Raw genomic sequence first — 17,871 nt, 5'->3', positions numbered from 1 at the left:
CATGAAACTGACGAAAATCCTCCTGGCGGTGCTGTTGCTGGCACTGCTGGTGCTGCCCGCCATCCTGCCTGCGGCGATGGTCAACGCGGCCATCCAGATGCTTATCGCAGCCTTGTTTGCCTGTGCCTTCAATCTGTTGTGCGGGCAGGGCGGCATGCTTTCGTTCGGCCACGCGGCGTACTTCGGCGTGGGGTCGTTCGCTACATTGCATGCGATGAGTGCGCTCAATGGCCAAGGCCTGCTGCCGACACCGTTGCTGCCGCTGATCGGTGCCATGGGCGGCTTTATCTGCGGCCTCTGCGCCGGTTGGTTCGCCACTAAACGGGCGGGCGTCTACTTCTCCATGATCACCCTGGCGCTGGCCGAGTTGCTGCATTCCCTGGCCCCGCACCTGAATACGCTGTTTGGCGGCGAGGCGGGTATTTCGTCCATGCGCGCCCCTGCCTGGGGCCTGGATTTCGCTGACGCGACCCAGGTGTATTACCTGACGCTGGGTTGGGTGGTGCTGTCGATTACCTTGCTCTACGCCTTCACGCTGACCCCCATGGGGCGCCTGACGTTCGCCTTGCGCGAGAACGGCCACCGCCTGCAGTTTCTGGGCTACAACGTTCACCGCTTGCGAGTGCTGGTGTTTGCCTTGTCGGCGATGTTTGCCGGTATTGCCGGTGGCTTGCAAGCACTGAACCTGGAGTCGGCCAACTACGTGCTGTTCGACATGCGTTTTTCCGCCGAAGTGGTACTCAATACCTACATCGGCGGCGTCAACGTGTTCCTCGGACCGGTGCTCGGCGCTGCCCTGATGACATTCTTTGGCAACGCCGCCTCTGACCTCACGCAATCCTGGTTGCTGTATCAGGGCCTGTTGTTCGTGCTGGTGATGATGTTCATGCCCAGCGGCCTGGCCGGGTTGGTGCTGTGCTGGAGTGCACAGGTTCGTCGGCGCGGCTGGCTGGCGATGGTCCCGGCGGCGTTCTCGGCGCTGCTGAGCGCGGGGTTGTTGAGCCTGGCGGTGGTGTTTGCGATCGAGACGTTGCAACGGGTATTCAGTCAGGACTATCAGGCTCTGTTGATGACGGACCAAGCCTGGCCGGCGATCAGCCTGTTCGGCCGCGAATGGCTGCCGGGCGCGCTGCTGACCTGGGCCACGCCGTTGCTCTTGGGGGTGGCCGGGCTGTTGGTCTTGAAACTGGCCCGCCACCAATGGCTGCGCCTGCTGGATGACGAACCGGTGGTCAACGCCGCCGCACTCAGCCCTCGGGTCGAAGGAGAACAACCATGAGCGATGCGATCCTGCAGTTACGCGATGTGCATAAGTCGTTTGGCGAGGCTCACATCATTCGGGGTGCGCAGCTTGAATTGCGTGCCGGTGAACGTCATGCGGTGATCGGTCCCAACGGGGCCGGCAAATCGACCTTGTTCCATCTGATCTCCGGGCAGTTGCAGCCCAGCAGCGGGCAGATCCTCCTGGGCGCGGAAGCCATCCAGGGCTACTCGCCACAGCACATCAATCACCTGGGGTTGTCGCGCTCGTTCCAGATCACCAACATTTTTCCCGGGCTCTCGGTGTTCGAAAACCTGCGCATCGCGGTGATGCGCAAGCACCGGATGCAATACCACTTCTGGCGCTCCGTCCAGCGTTACCCTGAGGTGCGCGAACAGACTGAGCAACTGCTCGAACAGGTGCGGCTACAGGACAAGCAAACGGTGTGCGCGGCCGAACTCTCTTACTCCGAACAGCGCGCCCTGGAGATCGGCATGACCCTGGCCTGTGACCCTCGGGTGATCTTGCTCGACGAGCCGATGGCGGGCATGTCCCATGAAGAAACCGACTACGCCCTGAACCTGATCCGCGAGGTGACCCAAGGGCGCTCGCTGCTGATCGTCGAACATGACATGGACGTGGTGTTTTCCCTGTGCGACCGCATCAGTGTGCTGGTCTACGGCGAAGTCATCGCCACCGGTACACCGGACCAGATCCGTGCAAATCGCCGGGTGCAGGAAGCCTATCTGGGTGAGGAGCAATGCGCATGAACCCGACTTCGCAAAACCTGCTGTCGATCAGCAACCTGCATGTGCATTACGGCAAGAGCCATGTATTGCACGGGGTCGATTTGCACATCGGTCACCACGAGGTGGTGAGCCTGCTCGGGCGCAATGGCGCCGGGCGCTCGACCACCATGAAAGCAGTTATGGGCCTGGTGCCACCCAGTGCCGGCAGCGTGCAGTTGGTTGGGCGCGAACTGACGGGGCTGCGCCCCTATCGCATCAGCCGTGCCGGTATCGGATTCGTCCCGGAGGAGCGTGAGGTATTCGCCAACCTCAGCGTCGAGGAAAACCTGCGCATGGGCCAGCAAGTGCCTACTGAAGGCGCCACGGCATGGACCGTCGAGCAGATGTTCGAGTTCTTCCCGCGGCTGCGCGAGCGCCGTAACACTGGCGCGGGCAATCTTTCGGGGGGCGAACAACAGATGCTCACCCTGTGCCGTTCGCTGTTGGGCTGCCCCAAAGTGCTGCTGATCGATGAACCCACCGAAGGCCTGGCGCCGAAGATTGTGGCCGTGGTCGCCGAGGCTATTCGCGAGATCCACCGACGTGGGGTTTCGATCCTGCTGGTGGAACAGAAGCTGACCATCGCTCTTAAGGTCTCGTCGCGAGTATGCGTGATGGGGCACGGGCGGATTGTCTTCGAGGGCACGCCACAGGCGCTGACCGACGATGCGAACTTGATGAAGGAATGGTTGGCGGTCTAGACCGACCGCCAGCGTGTTCAACCCGGCAGGTTCGCCTGCCAATTCCCCCCCCCGATTGTGTGGCAGCACGTGTGCTTGCCAGGGGGGGCTGCGTTTTAAATCCACCGGGAAAAACAATAAAAATGAGCCTGCCTAACTGCATCACCGTACAACCCCTGCTGTTGCTCAGCGTCTTGCCGGGCCTGGTCCTGGCCCAGGAGCAGGGCTTTATCGAAGGCGCAACGGCCAATGTGCTGATGCGCAACTTCTACTTCAACCGCGACTTTCGGGACAGCGGTGCCGCCCAGGCCAAGAGCGAGGAGTGGGCGCAGGGCTTTCTGCTTAACGCACAGTCCGGCTACACCCAAGGCACCGTGGGTGTCGGCGTCGATCTGATCGGCCGTCTCGGGGTCAAACTCGATAGCGGCAGTGGGCGTGCTGGCAGCCTGTTGTTGCCGGCGGACGGCAAAGGCTCGGCGGATGATTTTTCCAGCCTGGGGGCTGCGCTCAAACTGAAACTGTCGAAGACCGAGCTGAAGGTCGGGGAGCTGCTGCCGAGCCTGCCCATCCTCCAGTACAACGATGCGCGGTTGCTGCTGCAAACCTTTCAGGGGGCGATGCTGACTTCGAAAGAAATCACCGGGCTGACCCTCAATGCCGGGCAGATGCGCTCATTCACTCAGCGCAACTCCAGTAACCGCGAAGACCTGTTTATTGATGGCCGCTCGTTCGCCACGTCCGACCGCTACAACTACCTGGGTGGCGAGTACCGCTTCAACCAGGAGCGGACCATGCTCGGCCTCTGGGGCGCAGAACTGGAGGATATCTATCGCCAACGCTTGGTCCAGTTCGCCCACAAGCAACCGGTCGGTGCCTGGACGCTTGGGACCACTGTCGGCCTGCTCGACTCCGAGGAGCAAGGCCAGGCCAAGGCCGGCAAAATCGACAACCGCTCGTTCTACAGCACCCTCAGCGCGGCACATGGCGGGCACACGCTGATGGCCGCCTGGCAGCGCATGTACGGCGAAGACGGGACCATCTGGCTAAGCCCGACCACCACCGTGCTGCCCAGTGATATCCAGGTGCGCAATTTCGCCTCGGCCCAAGAGAAAGCCTGGCAGCTGCGATACGACTACAACTTTGCCGCCATGGGGGTGCCAGGGCTGACGACCTTCGTGCGTTACGTCAGTGGCGACAACGTACTGGTGGCGGGCAGCAACGACGGCAAGGAATGGGAGCGCGATTTTGACGTGTCCTATGTGATCCAGAGCGGCGCGCTGAAGAACCTGGGCCTGCGCTGGAGAAACGCCATGGTGCGTTCCAGTTTCGGTCCGTCAGTCGACGATAACCGACTCATCGTCAGCTACAGCCTGGCGCTGTTCTGATCGATATGCCGACTATTGCGGTAACAATTTCCTTTGACAGACCCCGCAGTGCGGGTTAGTTTTTCTGAGCTGGTCAGACAAGTTGTTATAATTGTAAGACCAGCTAAAAAATAAGTGAGAACCCCATGTCCTACTCAGATAGCTCCACACCTGCGTCCGCACAACCACAGCCTGAAACGGCTGTTTTCCAGCACAGCGCCTATGCCGGCATCCACGACCAGGTGGTGGTTGTCACCGGTGGTGGCAGCGGTATCGGCTTGGCACTCGCCAAAGGTTTTGCTCGCAACGGCGCGCACTTGCTGCTGATCGACATCAACGCTCAAGCCATGGCTGACGCCAAGGGCGAGTTGCAGGAAGCGTTCCCCCACAGTCGCGTCGAATGCTTCCAGGCTTCGGTTGCTGACGAAGACGCGGTTGAAGCGGCCTTTGCCCACGCCAAGGCCTGTTTCGGGCGTATCGACGTGCTGCTTAACAACGCAGGCGTATCGATCAACAAACCGTCGCTCGACATCAGCCCGGCCGAATGGCGTCGGGCCGTCGAGATCAACTTCAATAGCGTGTTCTTCTGCGCCCAGGCGGCGGCCCGGCACATGATCGAGCAGCAGGCGGGCGTGATCATCAACACCTCGTCGATGTGGGGCGTGTCCCACTCCGCCGATCGCACGGCGTACTGCGCGACCAAGGCCGCCGTGGTCTCCATGACCAAGTGCCTGGCAGTGGAATGGGCCCACCATGGCATCCGCATGAACGCCATCGGCCCTGGCTATACCCGCACACCGCTGGTGGAAGAACTGCAACGGGCCGGACGCCTGGACGTCGAGGCCCTGCGCAAGCGCACGCCGTTGCAACGCCTCGGTGAGCCGGGCGAGATGGCCGAGTTGGCGCTGTTCCTGGCGTCCAGCAGCGCGACGTTCATCACCGGGCAGATCTACGTGTCGGACGGCGGCTGGACCGCCAACGGTTTCTAGTTCGCCTTCGTTGTGGCGGCCCGCCGTGGCCCGTCGATTCGAGTTCTTTGTGGAGAAGTGAAATGCCGAAAAGTGTTGCCTTGTCGCCGGCCTCGCCGTGGGTCGAGCTCAGTTCCACCGATGCCGACTGGAAGCAGGCCGACCCTGCGTTGCTGGGCGCGATGCTCAGCCAGTTGCACCTGATCCGCGCCTTCGAGGAGACCGTGCTGGAACTGGCCGGAGAAGGCCTGGTGCATGGTCCGGCGCATTCGAGCATCGGTCAGGAAGGGGGCGCGGTAGGTTCGATCGTTGCATTGGGCGCGGCGGATGAAGTCAACGGCTCGCACCGTGGTCATCACCAGTTCCTGGCCAAGGCGTTGGTCTACCTGATGCCCGAGGGTATCGACCCGAAAGCGCCGGTCACTGCACCCATCCAGGATCTGCTGCAACGTACCCTGGCGGAAATTCTCGGCCTGGCCCAAGGGTTCTGCAAAGGCCGGGGCGGTTCGATGCACCTGCAGTGGGCCGAGGCCGGCGCCCTGGGGACCAACGCCATCGTCGGCGGCGGTGTGCCGCTGGCGGCCGGTGCTGCCTGGGCACATCGGCATGCCGGGACCGACACCGTGGCGGTCACCTATTTCGGTGACGGCGCGGTGAACATCGGTTCGGTGCTGGAGACCATGAACCTGGCGGCGGCCTGGAAACTGCCGCTGTGTTTCTTCATCGAAAACAACCTGTACGCGGTGTCCACCACGGTTGAGGAGGCCACTGCCGAGCCGCGCCTGTCGGCACGCGGGCTGGGTTTCAATATTCCAAGCTGGAAGGTCGACGGCATGGACCCGCTGGCGGTTTACCTGGCCATGCAGCAAGCCCTGGCGCACATGCGCGCCGGCAACGGACCGACCGTCATCGAGGCCGATGTGTACCGGTTCTTCCATCAGAACGGTCCGTTTCCCGGCAGCGCATTCGGTTACCGCAGCAAGGAAGAAGAGCAGAGCTGGCGCGCCCGTGATCCGCTGGAACGCCTGGCCCGCGAAATGAAGAAGCGCGAGCTGATCGACGACGCCGGCCTGGCCGATCTGCGCGAAACCATCAAGCTGGCCATGGCCCAGGCGGCTGCCGCATTGCTTGAAGCCGACCCGGCTGGCAAACCGGGCAAGCGACGGATCCGTCCCCAGTTGTGGCCTTCGCCGGACTTTCGCGATGTCGGGATTCGTGGCGACCTCAGCGAACTGGCCGCTGCCCGGACCTGTGAACTGGCGACCTATCGCGGCGGCCTGCAGCAATGCAAGTTCATCGACGCCATCGCCGATGTGATGAACCGGCGCATGGAAACCGATGACAGCATCGTCGTCATGGGTGAGGACGTACACCGTCTCAAGGGCGGTACCAACGGCGCCACCCGCGGCCTGAAAGAACGTTTTCCGGAGCGCATCCTCGGCACCCCGATCAGCGAGAACGCCTTCTGCGGGCTGGGTGGCGGCATGGCGCTGGACGGGCGCTTCAAACCGGTGGTGGAGTTCATGTACCCCGACTTCATGTGGGTTGCCGCCGACCAGGTGTTCAACCAGATCGGCAAGGCCCGGCACATGTTCGGCGGGCAGAGTGACGTGCCGCTGGTGCTGCGCACCAAGATCGCCATGGGCACCGGCTACGGCTCGCAGCACTCCATGGACCCGGCCGGCATCTATGTGACGAACCCGGGCTGGCGCATCGTTGCCGCTTCCACGCCGTTCGACTACATCGGCCTGATGAACACTGCGTTGGCCTGCAAGGACCCGGTACTGGTGATCGAGCACGTCGACCTGTACAGCCACAGCGGCGAAGTACCGGTGGACGACCTGGACTATCAGATTCCATTCGGGACCGCCGCCGTGCGCCGAGAAGGCCGTGACCTGACCATCCTCACGTACCTGAGCATGGTCGGACACTCCTTGGAAGCCGTGGAGCAGACCGGCATCGATGCCGAGGTCATTGACCTGCGTTTCCTCGACCGCGCCAGCTTCGACTGGGCCACGGTCGAGGCGAGCATTCGCAAGACCAACAATGTGCTGATTGTCGAACAGGGCGCCCGAGGGACTTCCTACGGCGGTTGGCTGGCCGACGAACTGCAGCGCCGTTGCTTCGACTGGCTCGACCAGCCGATCCAGCGCGTGACCGGTGGCGAAGGCTCACCGAGTATTTCCAAAGTCCTGGAGCGCGCCGCCTGTGCCCGCACCGAGGAAGTGATCGAAGGCCTGCAACAGGTCATCCGTGAAAAAGGGGCACACCAATGAGCGTGAAGATGCTGGTTCCAATGGAAGTGGGGATTTGCTGCGTCGATCTCCCGGCCCTCAGCCGTTTCTATCAGGGCGTACTGGGTTTTACCTTTGTCGCACAGGTGCAAATGCCGGCCGCCGCCGCGCAGTTGGTGGGCCTGAGCGAAGGCGGCTACAGCGTGGTACGTCTGCAGACGCCTTACGGTGAACGTATCAAGTTGCTGGCACCTGAGCGGGCGCCGATCCAGCCTGAACCCGGGCTGATTCTCGACCAGCAGAATGCGAGTTACCTGACGTTCATTGTCGAGGACATCGCCAGCCTGGTGGACGACCTGAAAAATGCCGGTGCGAGCTTCTGCGCCGATGCTGCCCCGATCCAACTGCGCCCTGACGTGAAGGCGCTGTTCTGCCGCGACCCGGAGGGCAACGTGCTGGAACTGGTGGAGTACGCCGATATCGCCGCCTACCGTCCCGACCTGTTCAGCGACAGGAGCGCCTGATGGCCAAGCTCTTACATATGCCGGAAGTGTCGGCCAACGCCACCCACGCAGCGATCCAGAACTGGACCCTCAAGGAAGGCGACAGCATCAGCGCCGGTGATTGCATTGCCGAGATCGAGACCGAAAAGGCCTTGGTCGAACTGGCAGCCGAGGAAGATGCGGTGCTGGGCAAGATCCTGGTCGAACCGGGGCGCGAAGTGGAAGTGGGCGCGCCGATCGGGGTGCTGTTTGCCAGAGGCGAAACCGATGTTGATATTGCCGCGCTGTTGGCCAAGGCCGGTGCGCTGGCCTTGGCCAATGAGCCGGCGGTGGATGATGCACCGGTGCTCCAGCCTCGAACCGAGGTGACGCCTGCGATTGATGTGCACCACCGCGGGCGGATCTTCGCCAGCCCGCTGGCCCGCCGTCTGGCAGCGGCCAAGGGGCTTGACCTGGCGAGCCTCAAGGGCTGCGGGCCGAACGGGCGCATCGTCAAACGCGACGTTGAGGTGGCCCCCGTTGCCGCTGCAGTGGCCGCTCCGACACCCGTGTCGACCACCGACTTTGATGAAATCCCCCACAGCAGCATGCGCAAGACCATTGCCCGACGCCTGGTGGAGAGCAAGGCCACGGTCCCGCATTTCTATCTTGATGTGGAATGCCGCATGGAACCTTTGCTGGCCCTGCGCGAGCAGGTCAACCAGACCGCAGCGAGGAAGATTTCGATCAACGACTTCATCGTCAAGGCGGTGGCGGGCGCCCTCCAGCAAGTACCGGCGATGAATGTGACCTGGACCGAGACGGCGTTGCGCCGCTACCACCAGGCGGATGTCTGCGTGGCGGTGTCCACCGATAGCGGCCTGATCACCCCCGTGGTGCGCAATGCCGACAGCAAGGCCCTTTCGCAGATCAGCGCGGATGTGGCGGAGTTGGCCGGGCGCGCCCGCGACGGACGTCTGCGCCCCGAGGAATACCAGGGCGGCAGTTTCACCATCAGCAACCTGGGGATGTTCGGCGTCGAGCAGTTCAGCGCCATCATCAATCCACCCCACGCCGCGATACTGGCGGTGGGTGCGACGCAGCAAAAACCGGTGGTTGAAAACGGTGAGCTGAAGATCGGTTCGGTACTGCGTTGCACTTTGTCTGTGGATCATCGGGCCGTGGATGGCGCACTCGCTGCGCAATGGTTGGCGGTGTTCAAGGGCCTGATGGAAAACCCGCTGGGCATGCTGATTTGAGAGAGTACCCATGAGCGAAATGAAATTTGATCTGATCGTCGTCGGTGGCGGCCCCGGCGGTTACGTGGCGGCCATCCGCGCCAGCCAGTTGGGGCTGCGCACGGCGTTGGTGGAAAAGGCGCAACTGGGTGGGGTCTGCCTGAACTGGGGCTGCATTCCGACAAAGGCCCTGTTGCGCAGTGCCGACGTGTTGCGCCTGATTGGCCGCGCGGGCAGTTTTGGTATTGAGGTCGGGCCGGCCAGGCCGGACCTGAAGGCCATCGTTAAACGCTCCCGCGATGTCGCCGCCCAGTTGCACCGTGGGGTCAGCGGGTTGATGAAAAAGCACCGCGTCCAGGTGTTCAATGGGCATGCGCGGCTGGATGGGCCGCAGCGCCTGAAAGTCAGTGGGGAGCAAGGCGAGCTGAGCCTGAATGCACCGCATATTATTCTCGCCAGCGGGGCCCGGGCCCGGGTGCTGCCGGGCATGGAGCCGGATGGCAAGCATTTCTGGAGCTACCGCCAGGCGTTGGTGCCGGACCGCGTACCCAAGCGGCTGGTGATCATTGGCGGCGGTGCGATCGGTATCGAGTTCGCCAGTTTCTATCATGCGCTGGGTGCCCGGGTCAGCGTGGTGGAAATGGCTGAGCGGATCCTCCCGGTAGAAGACCACGAGGTCAGCGCCCATGTGGCGCAGGCCCTGGTTCGCGACGGTATCCGCCTGTACACCGGCTGTGCGCTGCAAGGTAGCAAGGTGGAGCAGGGCGCCGTGCAGTTGCGCCTTGAAGGCAACAGCAACGAGACGCTGCAGGCCGACGTGGTGCTGGTGGCCGCGGGCATTGTCGGCAATGTCGAGGAGCTGGGGCTGGAAGGCACTGGGGTCAAGGTGCAGCATACCCATGTATTGGTGGATGAGTTCTGCCGCACGGGCGAGCCGGGTGTCTACGCGATTGGCGATCTGGCCGGGGCGCCGTGGCTGGCGCACAAGGCCAGCCACGAAGCCGTGATCTGTGTCGAGAAGATCGTCGGTCAGAACCCCCATCCACTGGACCCCCGCAGCGTGCCGGCCTGTACCTACAGCCACCCGCAAGTCGCCAGCGTCGGCTACACCGAAGCCCAGGCGCGCAATGCCGGCAAGTCCCTCAAGGTCGGCAAGTTCCCCTTCGTCGCCAACGGCAAGGCGATTGCCATGGGCGCCACGGAGGGCTTCGTCAAAGTGGTGTTCGACGCGGACAGCGGCGAGTTGCTGGGCGCGCATATGGTCGGCGAAGAGGTCACCGAAATGATTCAGGGCTACACCATCGCACGGGGCCTGGAGACCACCGAGGCCGAACTGATCGAAAGCATCCTGCCGCACCCGACGATGTCCGAAGCCATGCATGAAGCCGTGTTGGCCGCGTACGAGCGCGCCCTCCATTGCTGAGCATTGATCTGCGACCGATTGCCGAACTGTACGAGCCTGGGGCGCGTCGGTTCGGCAGGCGCCGAGAGCGTTCGGGATGCCTTGAAGAGCGAGGATCAAATGCATCGAACGATCGCAAGACTCGCCTTTGGTCACGCGTCATTCCCTGTGTCGCTGGTTTTGGTATCAGGGATGGTGATGTTTATATTCCTGGCTCACGCCGCCATACCCATACGCACTGGCCCTGCAATCGATGAGGTGGATGTTGGAGTGTGGATGTAGGTTGCCGATTTCCTCGGCCAATAGCGCGAAAGCCTCACGCTGAAAGCGCGCCTTCTGCACTTTGGTGTTTGTCTCATCGGTGATGGTGACCTCCAGCCGGAACGAGTTGTAACCCAGCTCGGCCAGCGAGCAACTGTTGATGAACCATTGCTCATGAGGCACGAAATGCACCATCACAAGTGTCTGCTCCGGGCGTTTCTCCAGCACGTCGCAGGTTAGCGTGGTGAGCTGGGAAACGATCCCCTGGACTCGCGTTAGGTCAGGTTGGCCAGAGATTTTGAGTGTGATGCCAGGCATGTTGGAGTTCTCGCAGGACGTTAATGTCCGGCTCAGAGTAAGGAGTGGGTTGAGCGCTGAAAAGCCGGAAGATATGATCCTATCCTTCGGAAAATCGGCAGGATGAGCATGCGTCCCTTTGATCTCGAACTTTTGCGAGCCTTCGCGGTTGCGATGGAGTCAGGCAGCCTCGCGCAGGCGGCGCCCAAGTTGTGTCGGTCGCAGTCGGCGTTAAGCGAGCAATTGCGCAAGCTCGAGGCCTTCACCGGGGTTACGTTGCTGGAACGGGGTAAAAAAGGCGTCAGGCCGACACCGGCTGGCGAACGCTTACTGGTCCATACACGCGACATGCTCGCCTTGAGTGAGCGTGCCCTTGAAAGCGTGCGTGGCGTGACCTTTGTCGGCGAGTTGCGGCTGGCCATCACCGACTACTTTCTGCCCAGCTCGATCGCCGACCTGTTGAAGAAACTGCGAGTGCGCTATCCGCACCTTCGCCTGCATGTGTCGGTACGCAAGAGCATGCAAATCGAGAGCGGGGCAGATTCAGGCGACTTCGATATCGGACTTTCCATGCGAATTCTCGACGGGCGCAGCCTGCCTGAGGGCTTGCCGGTGCGACGGGAGGCGTTGCGTTGGGTGTCGGTCGCGGGGTTCGAGGTTGAGCGGGAGGAAAACACCCCGTTGCCACTTTTGGTACTGCCGCAGGGGTGCAGCCTGCAGCGCCTCGCCAGTGAGACCTTGGAGGCTCACGAGGTGCCTTATGTGGTTGCGCATTCGGCGTCCGGAGTCGCGGGGCTGCAATCAGCGTTATTGGCGGGTTTGGGCGTCGCTTGTCTGAATGCCTCCGCTGTACCGATGGGCGCGCAGGTCTGCCAGTCGGCGCAACATTTACCGGGATTGCCGGATGTTGAGTTCAGCCTGTTGCCCCCTCGGCCTGGCGAGTCGCCCTTGGTCGGGGCCGTCAGGGAAATGCTTGCGAGCCAGTTCAGTTAATTGTCCGAAGAGCCAGCAGCGTAGCTAGGGCGCTATGGGGGCGTTGCGAAATGCATGCACTGCGTCAGGGATTGGCACTGAGATTCGGGCCTGTCAGCCGGAACTCTTGAAGGGAAAAGAAGGAGTGACTATGCGTAGAGAAATCTGGATGAAACGTTACCGCGTAAAGTTGATTGCCGTCGTTTGTTTCATCGTGGCTATCGCGTTGCTTGTTCTCGCACGGCTAGACACTTATGGTCTGGATCGCAGAGTCAGCGAACCGTTTGCATTCGACGCAAATGGGTTGCGCCTGGCTGGCACGCTCTGGCTGCCTGACCACGCAGCAACAGCGGCAGTGGTTCTGGTTCACGGGGATGGCCCCCAGGATCGGACGTCGCAGCAGGGTTACGATCCACTCATCAACGCGCTTCTCGATGCAGGCATTGCGGTTGTTTCGTGGGATAAACCGGGCATTGGGGATTCGCCGGGGAATTGGCTCCGCCAGTCGATGACGGACCGCTACGTGGACGTGCGCAGCGCGTTGTCTGCCCTGCGCAGTAAGTTGCCAGCAATCCCTGTCGGTGCGCTTGGGTTTTCACAAGCCGGTTGGGTACTGCCCCGCCTGGCGTCGGGGGATGCGGACTTTCTGGTGCTTGTCGGCGGCGCGGTTTCCTGGCAACGACAAGGTGACTATTACACGCGGACGCGGTTGCAACGCGCGGGGATGTCCGAGCCCGACATCGACGCAACGATGGCTCGGATCGCCGCCGCCGATGAGCGTTTGTTCGCCTCTGCGCAGGTGCCGCCGGCTGCCCTTCTGGACGGTATGAGTGCAGAGCGATGGGCGTTTGTGCGGCGCAATCTTCACGAAGATGCAACCGGTGCCTTGAAAAAACTCGACATTCCACTGCTTGCGCTGTGGGGCGCGGACGATCTGAATGTCGATCCCGAAGCCAGCGCAGCCCTCTACCAAAAGGCGCTCGGCGGCAACCATCCCGCCAACCGGATTGAAGTCATACCGGATGCAACCCATGGGCTGCTCAAGACGGCGGCTTACAACACGCAACTCACCAGTGAGTGGTCCTGGTTCACCACGATCAGGTTCCTCATGGAAAGTCGCCATGCCTACGCACCAGGCGCCCTTGAAACGATAAACGCGTGGGTTCATGCCAGAGCCCGCCAGTAGAGGCACTGGCGGCCAGTGTTCTAGCCGGCAATCACGGCATGCGGCGACTACTCAACAACCCATGTCGAAGCATCAAGCATTTTGATTGTCGAGGTGCCGTTTAAACGCGCCGAGCGCAGTACTGATCAACGGGCCCATCACCGGGTCGGCGGCAATGCCCTCGGCGCTCGACTGGCTGGACAGGAGGTTAACCGTGATTGACGCTTGCTCGATGATGCTCGCCGACATCGTTTCCAGGACCAGCCGCAATGCCGCTTGCGCGTGGCTGGCTCTGGGCGATGCGTTGAACAGCGCGACAGGCTTGCCCGGAAACTCTTCACTGCTCACCAGCCAATCGAGCATGTTCTTGAATGCGCCGGGAATACCTCGAGCGTACTCGGGGCACGAAACCAACAGCCCATCCGCCTGCCCGATAATTGCGCGCAACGCCAAGACTGACTCGGGGGGATCCTCGAGCAGGTCCGGGTTGAAATGAGGCAATTCAGCTAGGCCTTCGTAATGCACGACCAATACCCCTTCGGGGCATAGACGCTCAGTTGCTCGTAGCAGAACTGAGTTGGAGGAGGCCTGACGCAGACTTCCAGAAACAGCAAGCAGACGCACTATTTCAACTCCGTTCGTGATTCGTAAGTCGGTGAAGTTTCGCACACGCCGGACCTCATTCACCATTGCGCCATTGCTGCATAGAAAAGCGGCGATGGATGCTTAGTTGGAGGATGTTCTTACACGCCTGCCGATGAAAAGCACCATCGAACTGGCAAGTTCGACCACATCACTGTGAAGGATCGCACTCATGACCGTTTTCCGTTTCGCCGTTGTCACCCTCTTGATCGCCTCCGCTGTCAACTTGAGCCTTATGGCGCCGGGAGGGTTTGTCGAGACCCGTGATTTCAGCGCCTATCCTGCGATTGTGCTTGGCGCATTCAACGTGCTCCTGACAGTGCTTGGTCTGGGAAGTCTGGTGCTTGCCGTTATCGTCGCGCGCAAGGGGCGGGGGGTATGGCCTGTCGGAGCGTGCCGGTCTCGCTTTTGTCTGCGTCTATCTACTCGGTCTCGGCCGTATTTTTCCGGTAACGCCGAGCCCTATGTCGCCTCTGCTGACCACACTCGAATGGCTCGGCACCGTCCTCGGCGGGGCGCTGGTGCTGGCGGTGATCATGCTTTCCCGGTACGACGCATCGAACGCGGTAATGTCGAGCCGACCATCGATTCCTGGGCCAGTGCTGATCGGTCTTGTCATCGTGGCGGTGATCATTGTCGCCTACGCGACCCGGTCTGCGATGGGTCTATAGGTCATGACGCCACATCGGCCATGAACTATGCATCTGCCCTGGCTGGAACTGGCGGCTGATTACGACAAAATCCGCGATCTGATCGAGAAAACCGTCCCGGGCTTCGAGGCGTTCAATGAGCGCATCCGGGTTCCCGGAGGCTTTCGGATGCCGCTTCCCGCGACGGAGCGTATCTGGATGACGCCCTCGGGCAAGGCTGAGTTCTTTGTATTCCCCGGTCTGCATGAAGACAAGGAAGTTGACGGTGAGGACGTCTTGCGGCTGATCACGCTGCGCAGCCATGACCAATACAACACGACGATCTATGCCCTGGATGATCGGTATCGCGGTGTATTTGGTCGGCGAGACGTGTTGTTCATGAACCCGGCTGATCTTCAGTCACGGGGGCTGGCTCACGGGGATTTGGTCGATATCGAAACGGTCACCCAGGGGCGCAAGATGCGCTACGAGAAAATAACGGCCATCGAGTACAAGATATCGGCGGGTTCGGTGGGCGCGTATTACCCGGAGGCTAACCAACTGGTGCCGCTGGACTATATCGACGTCGATAGCGGCACGCCGTCATACAAATCGGTCCCCGTAAGGGTCATGCGCTCGGAAGTTAACTGAGCGGCTGATCATGATCAAACAAGGGGCGTAAAGCCCCTTTTTAGTGGATGTCGTATTTCGACTCAGGCCGCTCTGCTAATCTCAACGGCTCACCCCGGCACCCTATGGCGCCACCAATCACAAAGCGTGAATCCATGACCAATGAAACTTTCGAGCCTCAATCCGTTTGCAGCCCTGTAACCAGTAGCGCGATTTTCATCGTTGCAATGCTCAACCCGGGCATCGAAGCAGTCGAGACGGTTCGTGCCTGGTGTGGCGATATCGCAGCGCTTACACGCTCTGTTGGCAAGCGTGTGCCAGCCGGTAATCTGTCATGTGTGTGCGGCTTTGGTTCCAGCGCCTGGGACACGTTGTTTGGTGCACCACGCCCGGCTTCGCTGCATCCGTTTCGAGAGTTTGGTGTGGATGGACGTCGAGCGGTAGCCACGCCAGGCGATATCCTGCTGCACATTCGAGCCGATCAGATGGATCTGTGCTTTGAACTGGCAACACAGCTGCTTTCAGCCTTGGGCGATGCTGTCACGGTGGTCGATGAAGTCCAGGGTTTCCGCTATTTCGACATGCGCAGCATCATCGGTTTTGTCGATGGCACAGAAAACCCGGCAGGTCGCAAGCTGGAGCATTTCACCCTCATCGGTGATGAAGACTCCGCATTCAGCCAGGGCAGCTATGTGCTGGTACAGAAGTACATACACAAAATGACCGAGTGGAACGCGTTGCCTGTTGAAGCCCAGGAACGGGTCATTGGCCGTACCAAACTGACCGATATCGAACTGGGTGAAGCGGTCAAACCCAGTTGTTCGCACAGCAGCCTGACCACCATCACCAAGGACGGCGAAGAGGTGAAGATCCTGCGCGACAACATGCCGTTTGGGCGACCGGGAGCAGGCGAGTTCGGCACCTACTTTATCGGCTATGCCCGCTCGCCCGAGCCGATTGAACAGATGCTGGAAAACATGTTCGTGGGCAAGCCGGCGGGTAACTATGACCGTTTGCTGGATTTCAGCACGGCGGTGACCGGCGGATTGTTTTTCGTGCCTTCTGCGGATCTTCTCGAGGCGCTGGCTGACCGGTAGCGTTCATGAGCTATCCGGCCACCGGTTAGCTCATGCTCTGGGGGGTGAATAACTTTTTGGCTTCTCCAAAACACTTTTCGGCGATGGCCGAACGGGGCTCGGTTTTGCGCATCACCATCCCCAGAGGCGCGAGCACGCTGGCGTCCGGTAGATTGATAAACCCCAGATTCTCGATCGGGCTCTCCAGGTCGCTGTCCAGCGGCATGATCGAGCAGCAAAAGCCTTCATGGATCGCCTGGAACAACTGGTACGTCGAATCGCTTTCGAGGATGGGCTGTGGGTCGAGACCGCGACTGCGGAAGCTCAGGTCAATGGATTTTCGATAGTGCATGCCATTGCTGATCATGCCCAAAGGCAGTTCGGCGGCGTCTTCCCAGCTCATTTCCGTGCCTTCGAAATGGAAGTGGCGTGTGTCGTACAGCAGGCCGACACGGGTCTCGCCCAGTTCGAAAAACTCCAGGTAATTAGGGTTTACGTGGTCCAGATAACACACCCCCAGATCAAGCTGGTTGGTGCCCAAGGCTTCGATGATCTTGTCCGAGCTCATGGACGTCAGGCTGAACTTGAGTTCCGGAAAGGTATGGGACAGGCCCTGAATGTAGCTGATCGGATTGAAGCCGCTGAGCGGCACCAGGCCCAGGCGCAAACTACCGACCAGTTGGCCGCGACAGGCGGCAGCTTCGGCGAACAACCCATCATGGGCGGCGAGCAAGGTCCTGGCCCAGGCGAGCACGCGTTCACCGGCCTCTGTGAACCCTTCGAAGCGCTGGCCCCGGGTCACCAGCTCCAGGCCCAGCTCATCCTCCAGATTACGCAAACGCATCGACAAGGTCGGCTGGGTGATGTGGCAGCGCGCAGCCGCTTGGCCGAAGTGTCGGGTCTGTTCCAGCGCGATGAGGAATTTAAGCTGCTTGATATCCACTAAGGCACCTGCTACGGAATAAATGAAAGGTAATTATTAACGCTAGTGGCAAGAAGCCGTGGATTATTTTAGTGAATCTGTTCGGGCTCCCTTAACCAATGCGGCGTCGAGGTCTTCGGTGCACGCCAATGAATGCCCGGCCAGCCATTCAGGCGTATTGAAATTGCTCAGGCGCAGGTCATCGCCAGCACAGGCCAATGCCATCAGCTCATGCTTGAGCAGCCCCCGCAGCAGGCTGCGTTCGCCGTCATTCCAGGCCTGTTTCAACTGCGGCAACAACGCCGTGGGGATCAGGCTGAACATGGGCTGCCATTGCCCGGCCTGCTGGATCATCAGCGCGGCGCCGGTCGCGCCTCGAGCATGGCCTTGATCAGTGCGGCATCGATATTCGGAGCATCACAGGCAAGCACCAGCATCCAAGGATGGTGTGCAACGGCAAGTCCGGCCAGAACACCGGCCAGGGGGCCCGGGAAGTCCTTCTGTGGAGCTTCGACCAATTGATCGGCATATGCGCGATAACGCGCTGCATTGCGGTTGCAGGAAATGATCAAGTCGTCGGTGAACGGACGCACGATGGCCTGTACATGGGCAATCAGCGGCTTGTCTTTCCACACCAGCAATCCTTTGTCCCGCCCGCCCATACGAGCCCCGCGCCCGCCCGCCAGCAGGAGGACCGAGCAGGGGCTGGATGCAGCTTCAGCAGAGCAGTTCGATAGCATGACGGGAGCACCGCGAAGAGAGAGAGGCAGACGATCTCACTCGCGCGCCTGTACGTCCAATCATGGCTATTGAAGGGATGATCGATTCACTCGATCACCGGCCAATTGCGCCCGGAAAGA

The 17,871-nt window shown here is 61.0% G+C and carries 17 protein-coding genes and 2 pseudogenes; 15 read left to right on the top strand and 4 right to left on the bottom strand.

Annotated elements, in window-relative coordinates; translation table 11 throughout:
• Position 1 precedes the first annotated feature (1 nt).
• The 9 genes from ACZYR5_RS11040 to lpdA all read left to right on the top strand — a co-directional run bounded on the left by ACZYR5_RS11040 (position 2) and on the right by lpdA (position 10,438).
• Positions 2-1,279, top strand: coding sequence for a branched-chain amino acid ABC transporter permease (locus tag ACZYR5_RS11040; RefSeq protein ID WP_489089819.1), 1,278 nt, complete (start codon positions 2-4; stop codon positions 1,277-1,279).
• Positions 1,276-2,031, top strand: coding sequence for an ABC transporter ATP-binding protein (locus ACZYR5_RS11035; protein ID WP_489089820.1), 756 nt, complete (start codon positions 1,276-1,278; stop codon positions 2,029-2,031). Before ACZYR5_RS11040 ends, ACZYR5_RS11035 begins: the two co-directional genes overlap by 4 nt.
• The gene (locus ACZYR5_RS11030) at positions 2,028-2,750 is read left to right on the top strand and encodes an ABC transporter ATP-binding protein (RefSeq protein WP_489089821.1); all 723 of its coding nucleotides are present in this window, start codon (positions 2,028-2,030) and stop codon (positions 2,748-2,750) included. Before ACZYR5_RS11035 ends, ACZYR5_RS11030 begins: the two co-directional genes overlap by 4 nt.
• Positions 2,751-2,866: 116 nt before the next feature.
• Complete coding sequence (locus ACZYR5_RS11025; protein ID WP_489089972.1) at positions 2,867-4,114, top strand: OprD family porin; 1,248 nt, start codon at positions 2,867-2,869, stop codon at positions 4,112-4,114.
• Between the two features lie 125 nt (positions 4,115-4,239).
• A complete protein-coding gene (locus ACZYR5_RS11020; RefSeq protein ID WP_489089822.1) occupies positions 4,240-5,082 on the top strand; it encodes an SDR family NAD(P)-dependent oxidoreductase in 843 nt (280 codons plus the stop codon).
• Positions 5,083-5,144: 62 nt separating this feature from the next.
• On the top strand, positions 5,145-7,337 hold the full coding sequence (locus tag ACZYR5_RS11015; RefSeq protein ID WP_489089823.1) for an alpha-ketoacid dehydrogenase subunit alpha/beta: 2,193 nt from the start codon (positions 5,145-5,147) through the stop codon (positions 7,335-7,337).
• On the top strand, positions 7,334-7,819 hold the full coding sequence (locus ACZYR5_RS11010; protein WP_489089824.1) for a VOC family protein: 486 nt from the start codon (positions 7,334-7,336) through the stop codon (positions 7,817-7,819). Before ACZYR5_RS11015 ends, ACZYR5_RS11010 begins: the two co-directional genes overlap by 4 nt.
• Entirely contained in the window at positions 7,819-9,036 is a 1,218-nt protein-coding gene (locus ACZYR5_RS11005; RefSeq protein ID WP_489089825.1) for a pyruvate dehydrogenase complex dihydrolipoamide acetyltransferase, read from the top strand. Before ACZYR5_RS11010 ends, ACZYR5_RS11005 begins: the two co-directional genes overlap by 1 nt.
• 10 nt (positions 9,037-9,046) lie before the next feature.
• Complete coding sequence (gene lpdA, locus ACZYR5_RS11000) at positions 9,047-10,438, top strand: dihydrolipoyl dehydrogenase (protein WP_489089826.1); 1,392 nt, start codon at positions 9,047-9,049, stop codon at positions 10,436-10,438.
• A 165-nt stretch (positions 10,439-10,603) separates the two neighbouring features.
• On the opposite strand, the gene ACZYR5_RS10995 is transcribed toward lpdA, so the two are convergent.
• Positions 10,604-10,996, bottom strand: a complete 393-nt coding sequence (locus ACZYR5_RS10995) for a tautomerase family protein (RefSeq protein ID WP_489089827.1) — start codon at positions 10,994-10,996, stop codon at positions 10,604-10,606.
• Positions 10,997-11,104: 108 nt separating this feature from the next.
• On the opposite strand from ACZYR5_RS10995, the gene ACZYR5_RS10990 reads away from it, so the two are divergent.
• Positions 11,105-11,968, top strand: a complete 864-nt coding sequence (locus ACZYR5_RS10990; protein WP_489089828.1) for a LysR family transcriptional regulator — start codon at positions 11,105-11,107, stop codon at positions 11,966-11,968.
• A 130-nt stretch (positions 11,969-12,098) separates the two neighbouring features.
• A complete protein-coding gene (locus ACZYR5_RS10985) occupies positions 12,099-13,133 on the top strand; it encodes an alpha/beta hydrolase family protein (protein ID WP_489089829.1) in 1,035 nt (344 codons plus the stop codon).
• A gap of 72 nt (positions 13,134-13,205) precedes the next feature.
• On the opposite strand, the gene ACZYR5_RS10980 is transcribed toward ACZYR5_RS10985, so the two are convergent.
• Positions 13,206-13,736: an NADPH-dependent FMN reductase gene (locus ACZYR5_RS10980; protein WP_489089830.1), complete on the bottom strand. Its 531-nt coding sequence runs from the start codon at positions 13,734-13,736 to the stop codon at positions 13,206-13,208.
• Between the two features lie 190 nt (positions 13,737-13,926).
• Between ACZYR5_RS10980 and ACZYR5_RS10975 the strand changes: the two are divergent.
• From ACZYR5_RS10975 to ACZYR5_RS10960, 4 genes and pseudogenes are all read left to right on the top strand, one after another.
• Positions 13,927-14,121 (top strand): annotated as a pseudogene (locus ACZYR5_RS10975) (DUF8051 family protein); the annotation flags it as partial.
• Complete coding sequence (locus ACZYR5_RS10970) at positions 14,078-14,425, top strand: DUF8051 family protein (protein WP_489107617.1); 348 nt, start codon at positions 14,078-14,080, stop codon at positions 14,423-14,425. The pseudogene ACZYR5_RS10975 and the gene ACZYR5_RS10970, both read left to right, overlap by 44 nt.
• 27 nt (positions 14,426-14,452) lie before the next feature.
• The gene (locus tag ACZYR5_RS10965; RefSeq protein WP_489089832.1) at positions 14,453-15,034 is read left to right on the top strand and encodes a molybdopterin dinucleotide binding domain-containing protein; all 582 of its coding nucleotides are present in this window, start codon (positions 14,453-14,455) and stop codon (positions 15,032-15,034) included.
• A 134-nt stretch (positions 15,035-15,168) separates the two neighbouring features.
• Positions 15,169-16,110 carry a Dyp-type peroxidase gene (locus ACZYR5_RS10960; RefSeq protein ID WP_489089833.1) on the top strand — a complete coding sequence of 314 codons (942 nt, stop codon included), beginning with the start codon at positions 15,169-15,171 and terminating at the stop codon, positions 16,108-16,110.
• Between the two features lie 25 nt (positions 16,111-16,135).
• Here the strand turns inward: ACZYR5_RS10960 and ACZYR5_RS10955 are convergent, their stop codons facing one another.
• Entirely contained in the window at positions 16,136-17,032 is an 897-nt protein-coding gene (locus ACZYR5_RS10955; RefSeq protein ID WP_489089834.1) for a LysR family transcriptional regulator, read from the bottom strand.
• A gap of 63 nt (positions 17,033-17,095) precedes the next feature.
• Positions 17,096-17,751 (bottom strand): annotated as a pseudogene (mobA, locus tag ACZYR5_RS10950) (molybdenum cofactor guanylyltransferase MobA).
• Positions 17,752-17,871: the final 120 nt, after the last annotated feature.

The sequence above is a fragment of the Pseudomonas sp. F007 genome (assembly GCF_057814275.1).
The sequence above is the reverse complement of the archived record's forward strand: the minus strand, read 5'-3'. Positions and strand labels throughout refer to the sequence as shown.

Excerpts from the sequence above, each read along its gene's own strand:
- ACZYR5_RS11040 (WP_489089819.1), top strand. The coding sequence starts at position 2 with ATGAAACTGACGAAAATCCTCCTGGCGGTGCTGTTGCTGGCACTGCTG.
- ACZYR5_RS11035 (WP_489089820.1), top strand. The coding sequence starts at position 1,276 with ATGAGCGATGCGATCCTGCAGTTACGCGATGTGCATAAGTCGTTTGGC.
- ACZYR5_RS11030 (WP_489089821.1), top strand. The coding sequence starts at position 2,028 with ATGAACCCGACTTCGCAAAACCTGCTGTCGATCAGCAACCTGCATGTG.
- ACZYR5_RS11020 (WP_489089822.1), top strand. The coding sequence starts at position 4,240 with ATGTCCTACTCAGATAGCTCCACACCTGCGTCCGCACAACCACAGCCT.
- ACZYR5_RS11015 (WP_489089823.1), top strand. The coding sequence starts at position 5,145 with ATGCCGAAAAGTGTTGCCTTGTCGCCGGCCTCGCCGTGGGTCGAGCTC.
- ACZYR5_RS11010 (WP_489089824.1), top strand. The coding sequence starts at position 7,334 with ATGAGCGTGAAGATGCTGGTTCCAATGGAAGTGGGGATTTGCTGCGTC.
- ACZYR5_RS11005 (WP_489089825.1), top strand. The coding sequence starts at position 7,819 with ATGGCCAAGCTCTTACATATGCCGGAAGTGTCGGCCAACGCCACCCAC.
- lpdA (WP_489089826.1), top strand. The coding sequence starts at position 9,047 with ATGAGCGAAATGAAATTTGATCTGATCGTCGTCGGTGGCGGCCCCGGC.
- ACZYR5_RS10995 (WP_489089827.1), bottom strand. The coding sequence starts at position 10,996 with ATGCCTGGCATCACACTCAAAATCTCTGGCCAACCTGACCTAACGCGA.
- ACZYR5_RS10990 (WP_489089828.1), top strand. The coding sequence starts at position 11,105 with ATGCGTCCCTTTGATCTCGAACTTTTGCGAGCCTTCGCGGTTGCGATG.
- ACZYR5_RS10985 (WP_489089829.1), top strand. The coding sequence starts at position 12,099 with ATGCGTAGAGAAATCTGGATGAAACGTTACCGCGTAAAGTTGATTGCC.
- ACZYR5_RS10965 (WP_489089832.1), top strand. The coding sequence starts at position 14,453 with ATGCATCTGCCCTGGCTGGAACTGGCGGCTGATTACGACAAAATCCGC.
- ACZYR5_RS10960 (WP_489089833.1), top strand. The coding sequence starts at position 15,169 with ATGACCAATGAAACTTTCGAGCCTCAATCCGTTTGCAGCCCTGTAACC.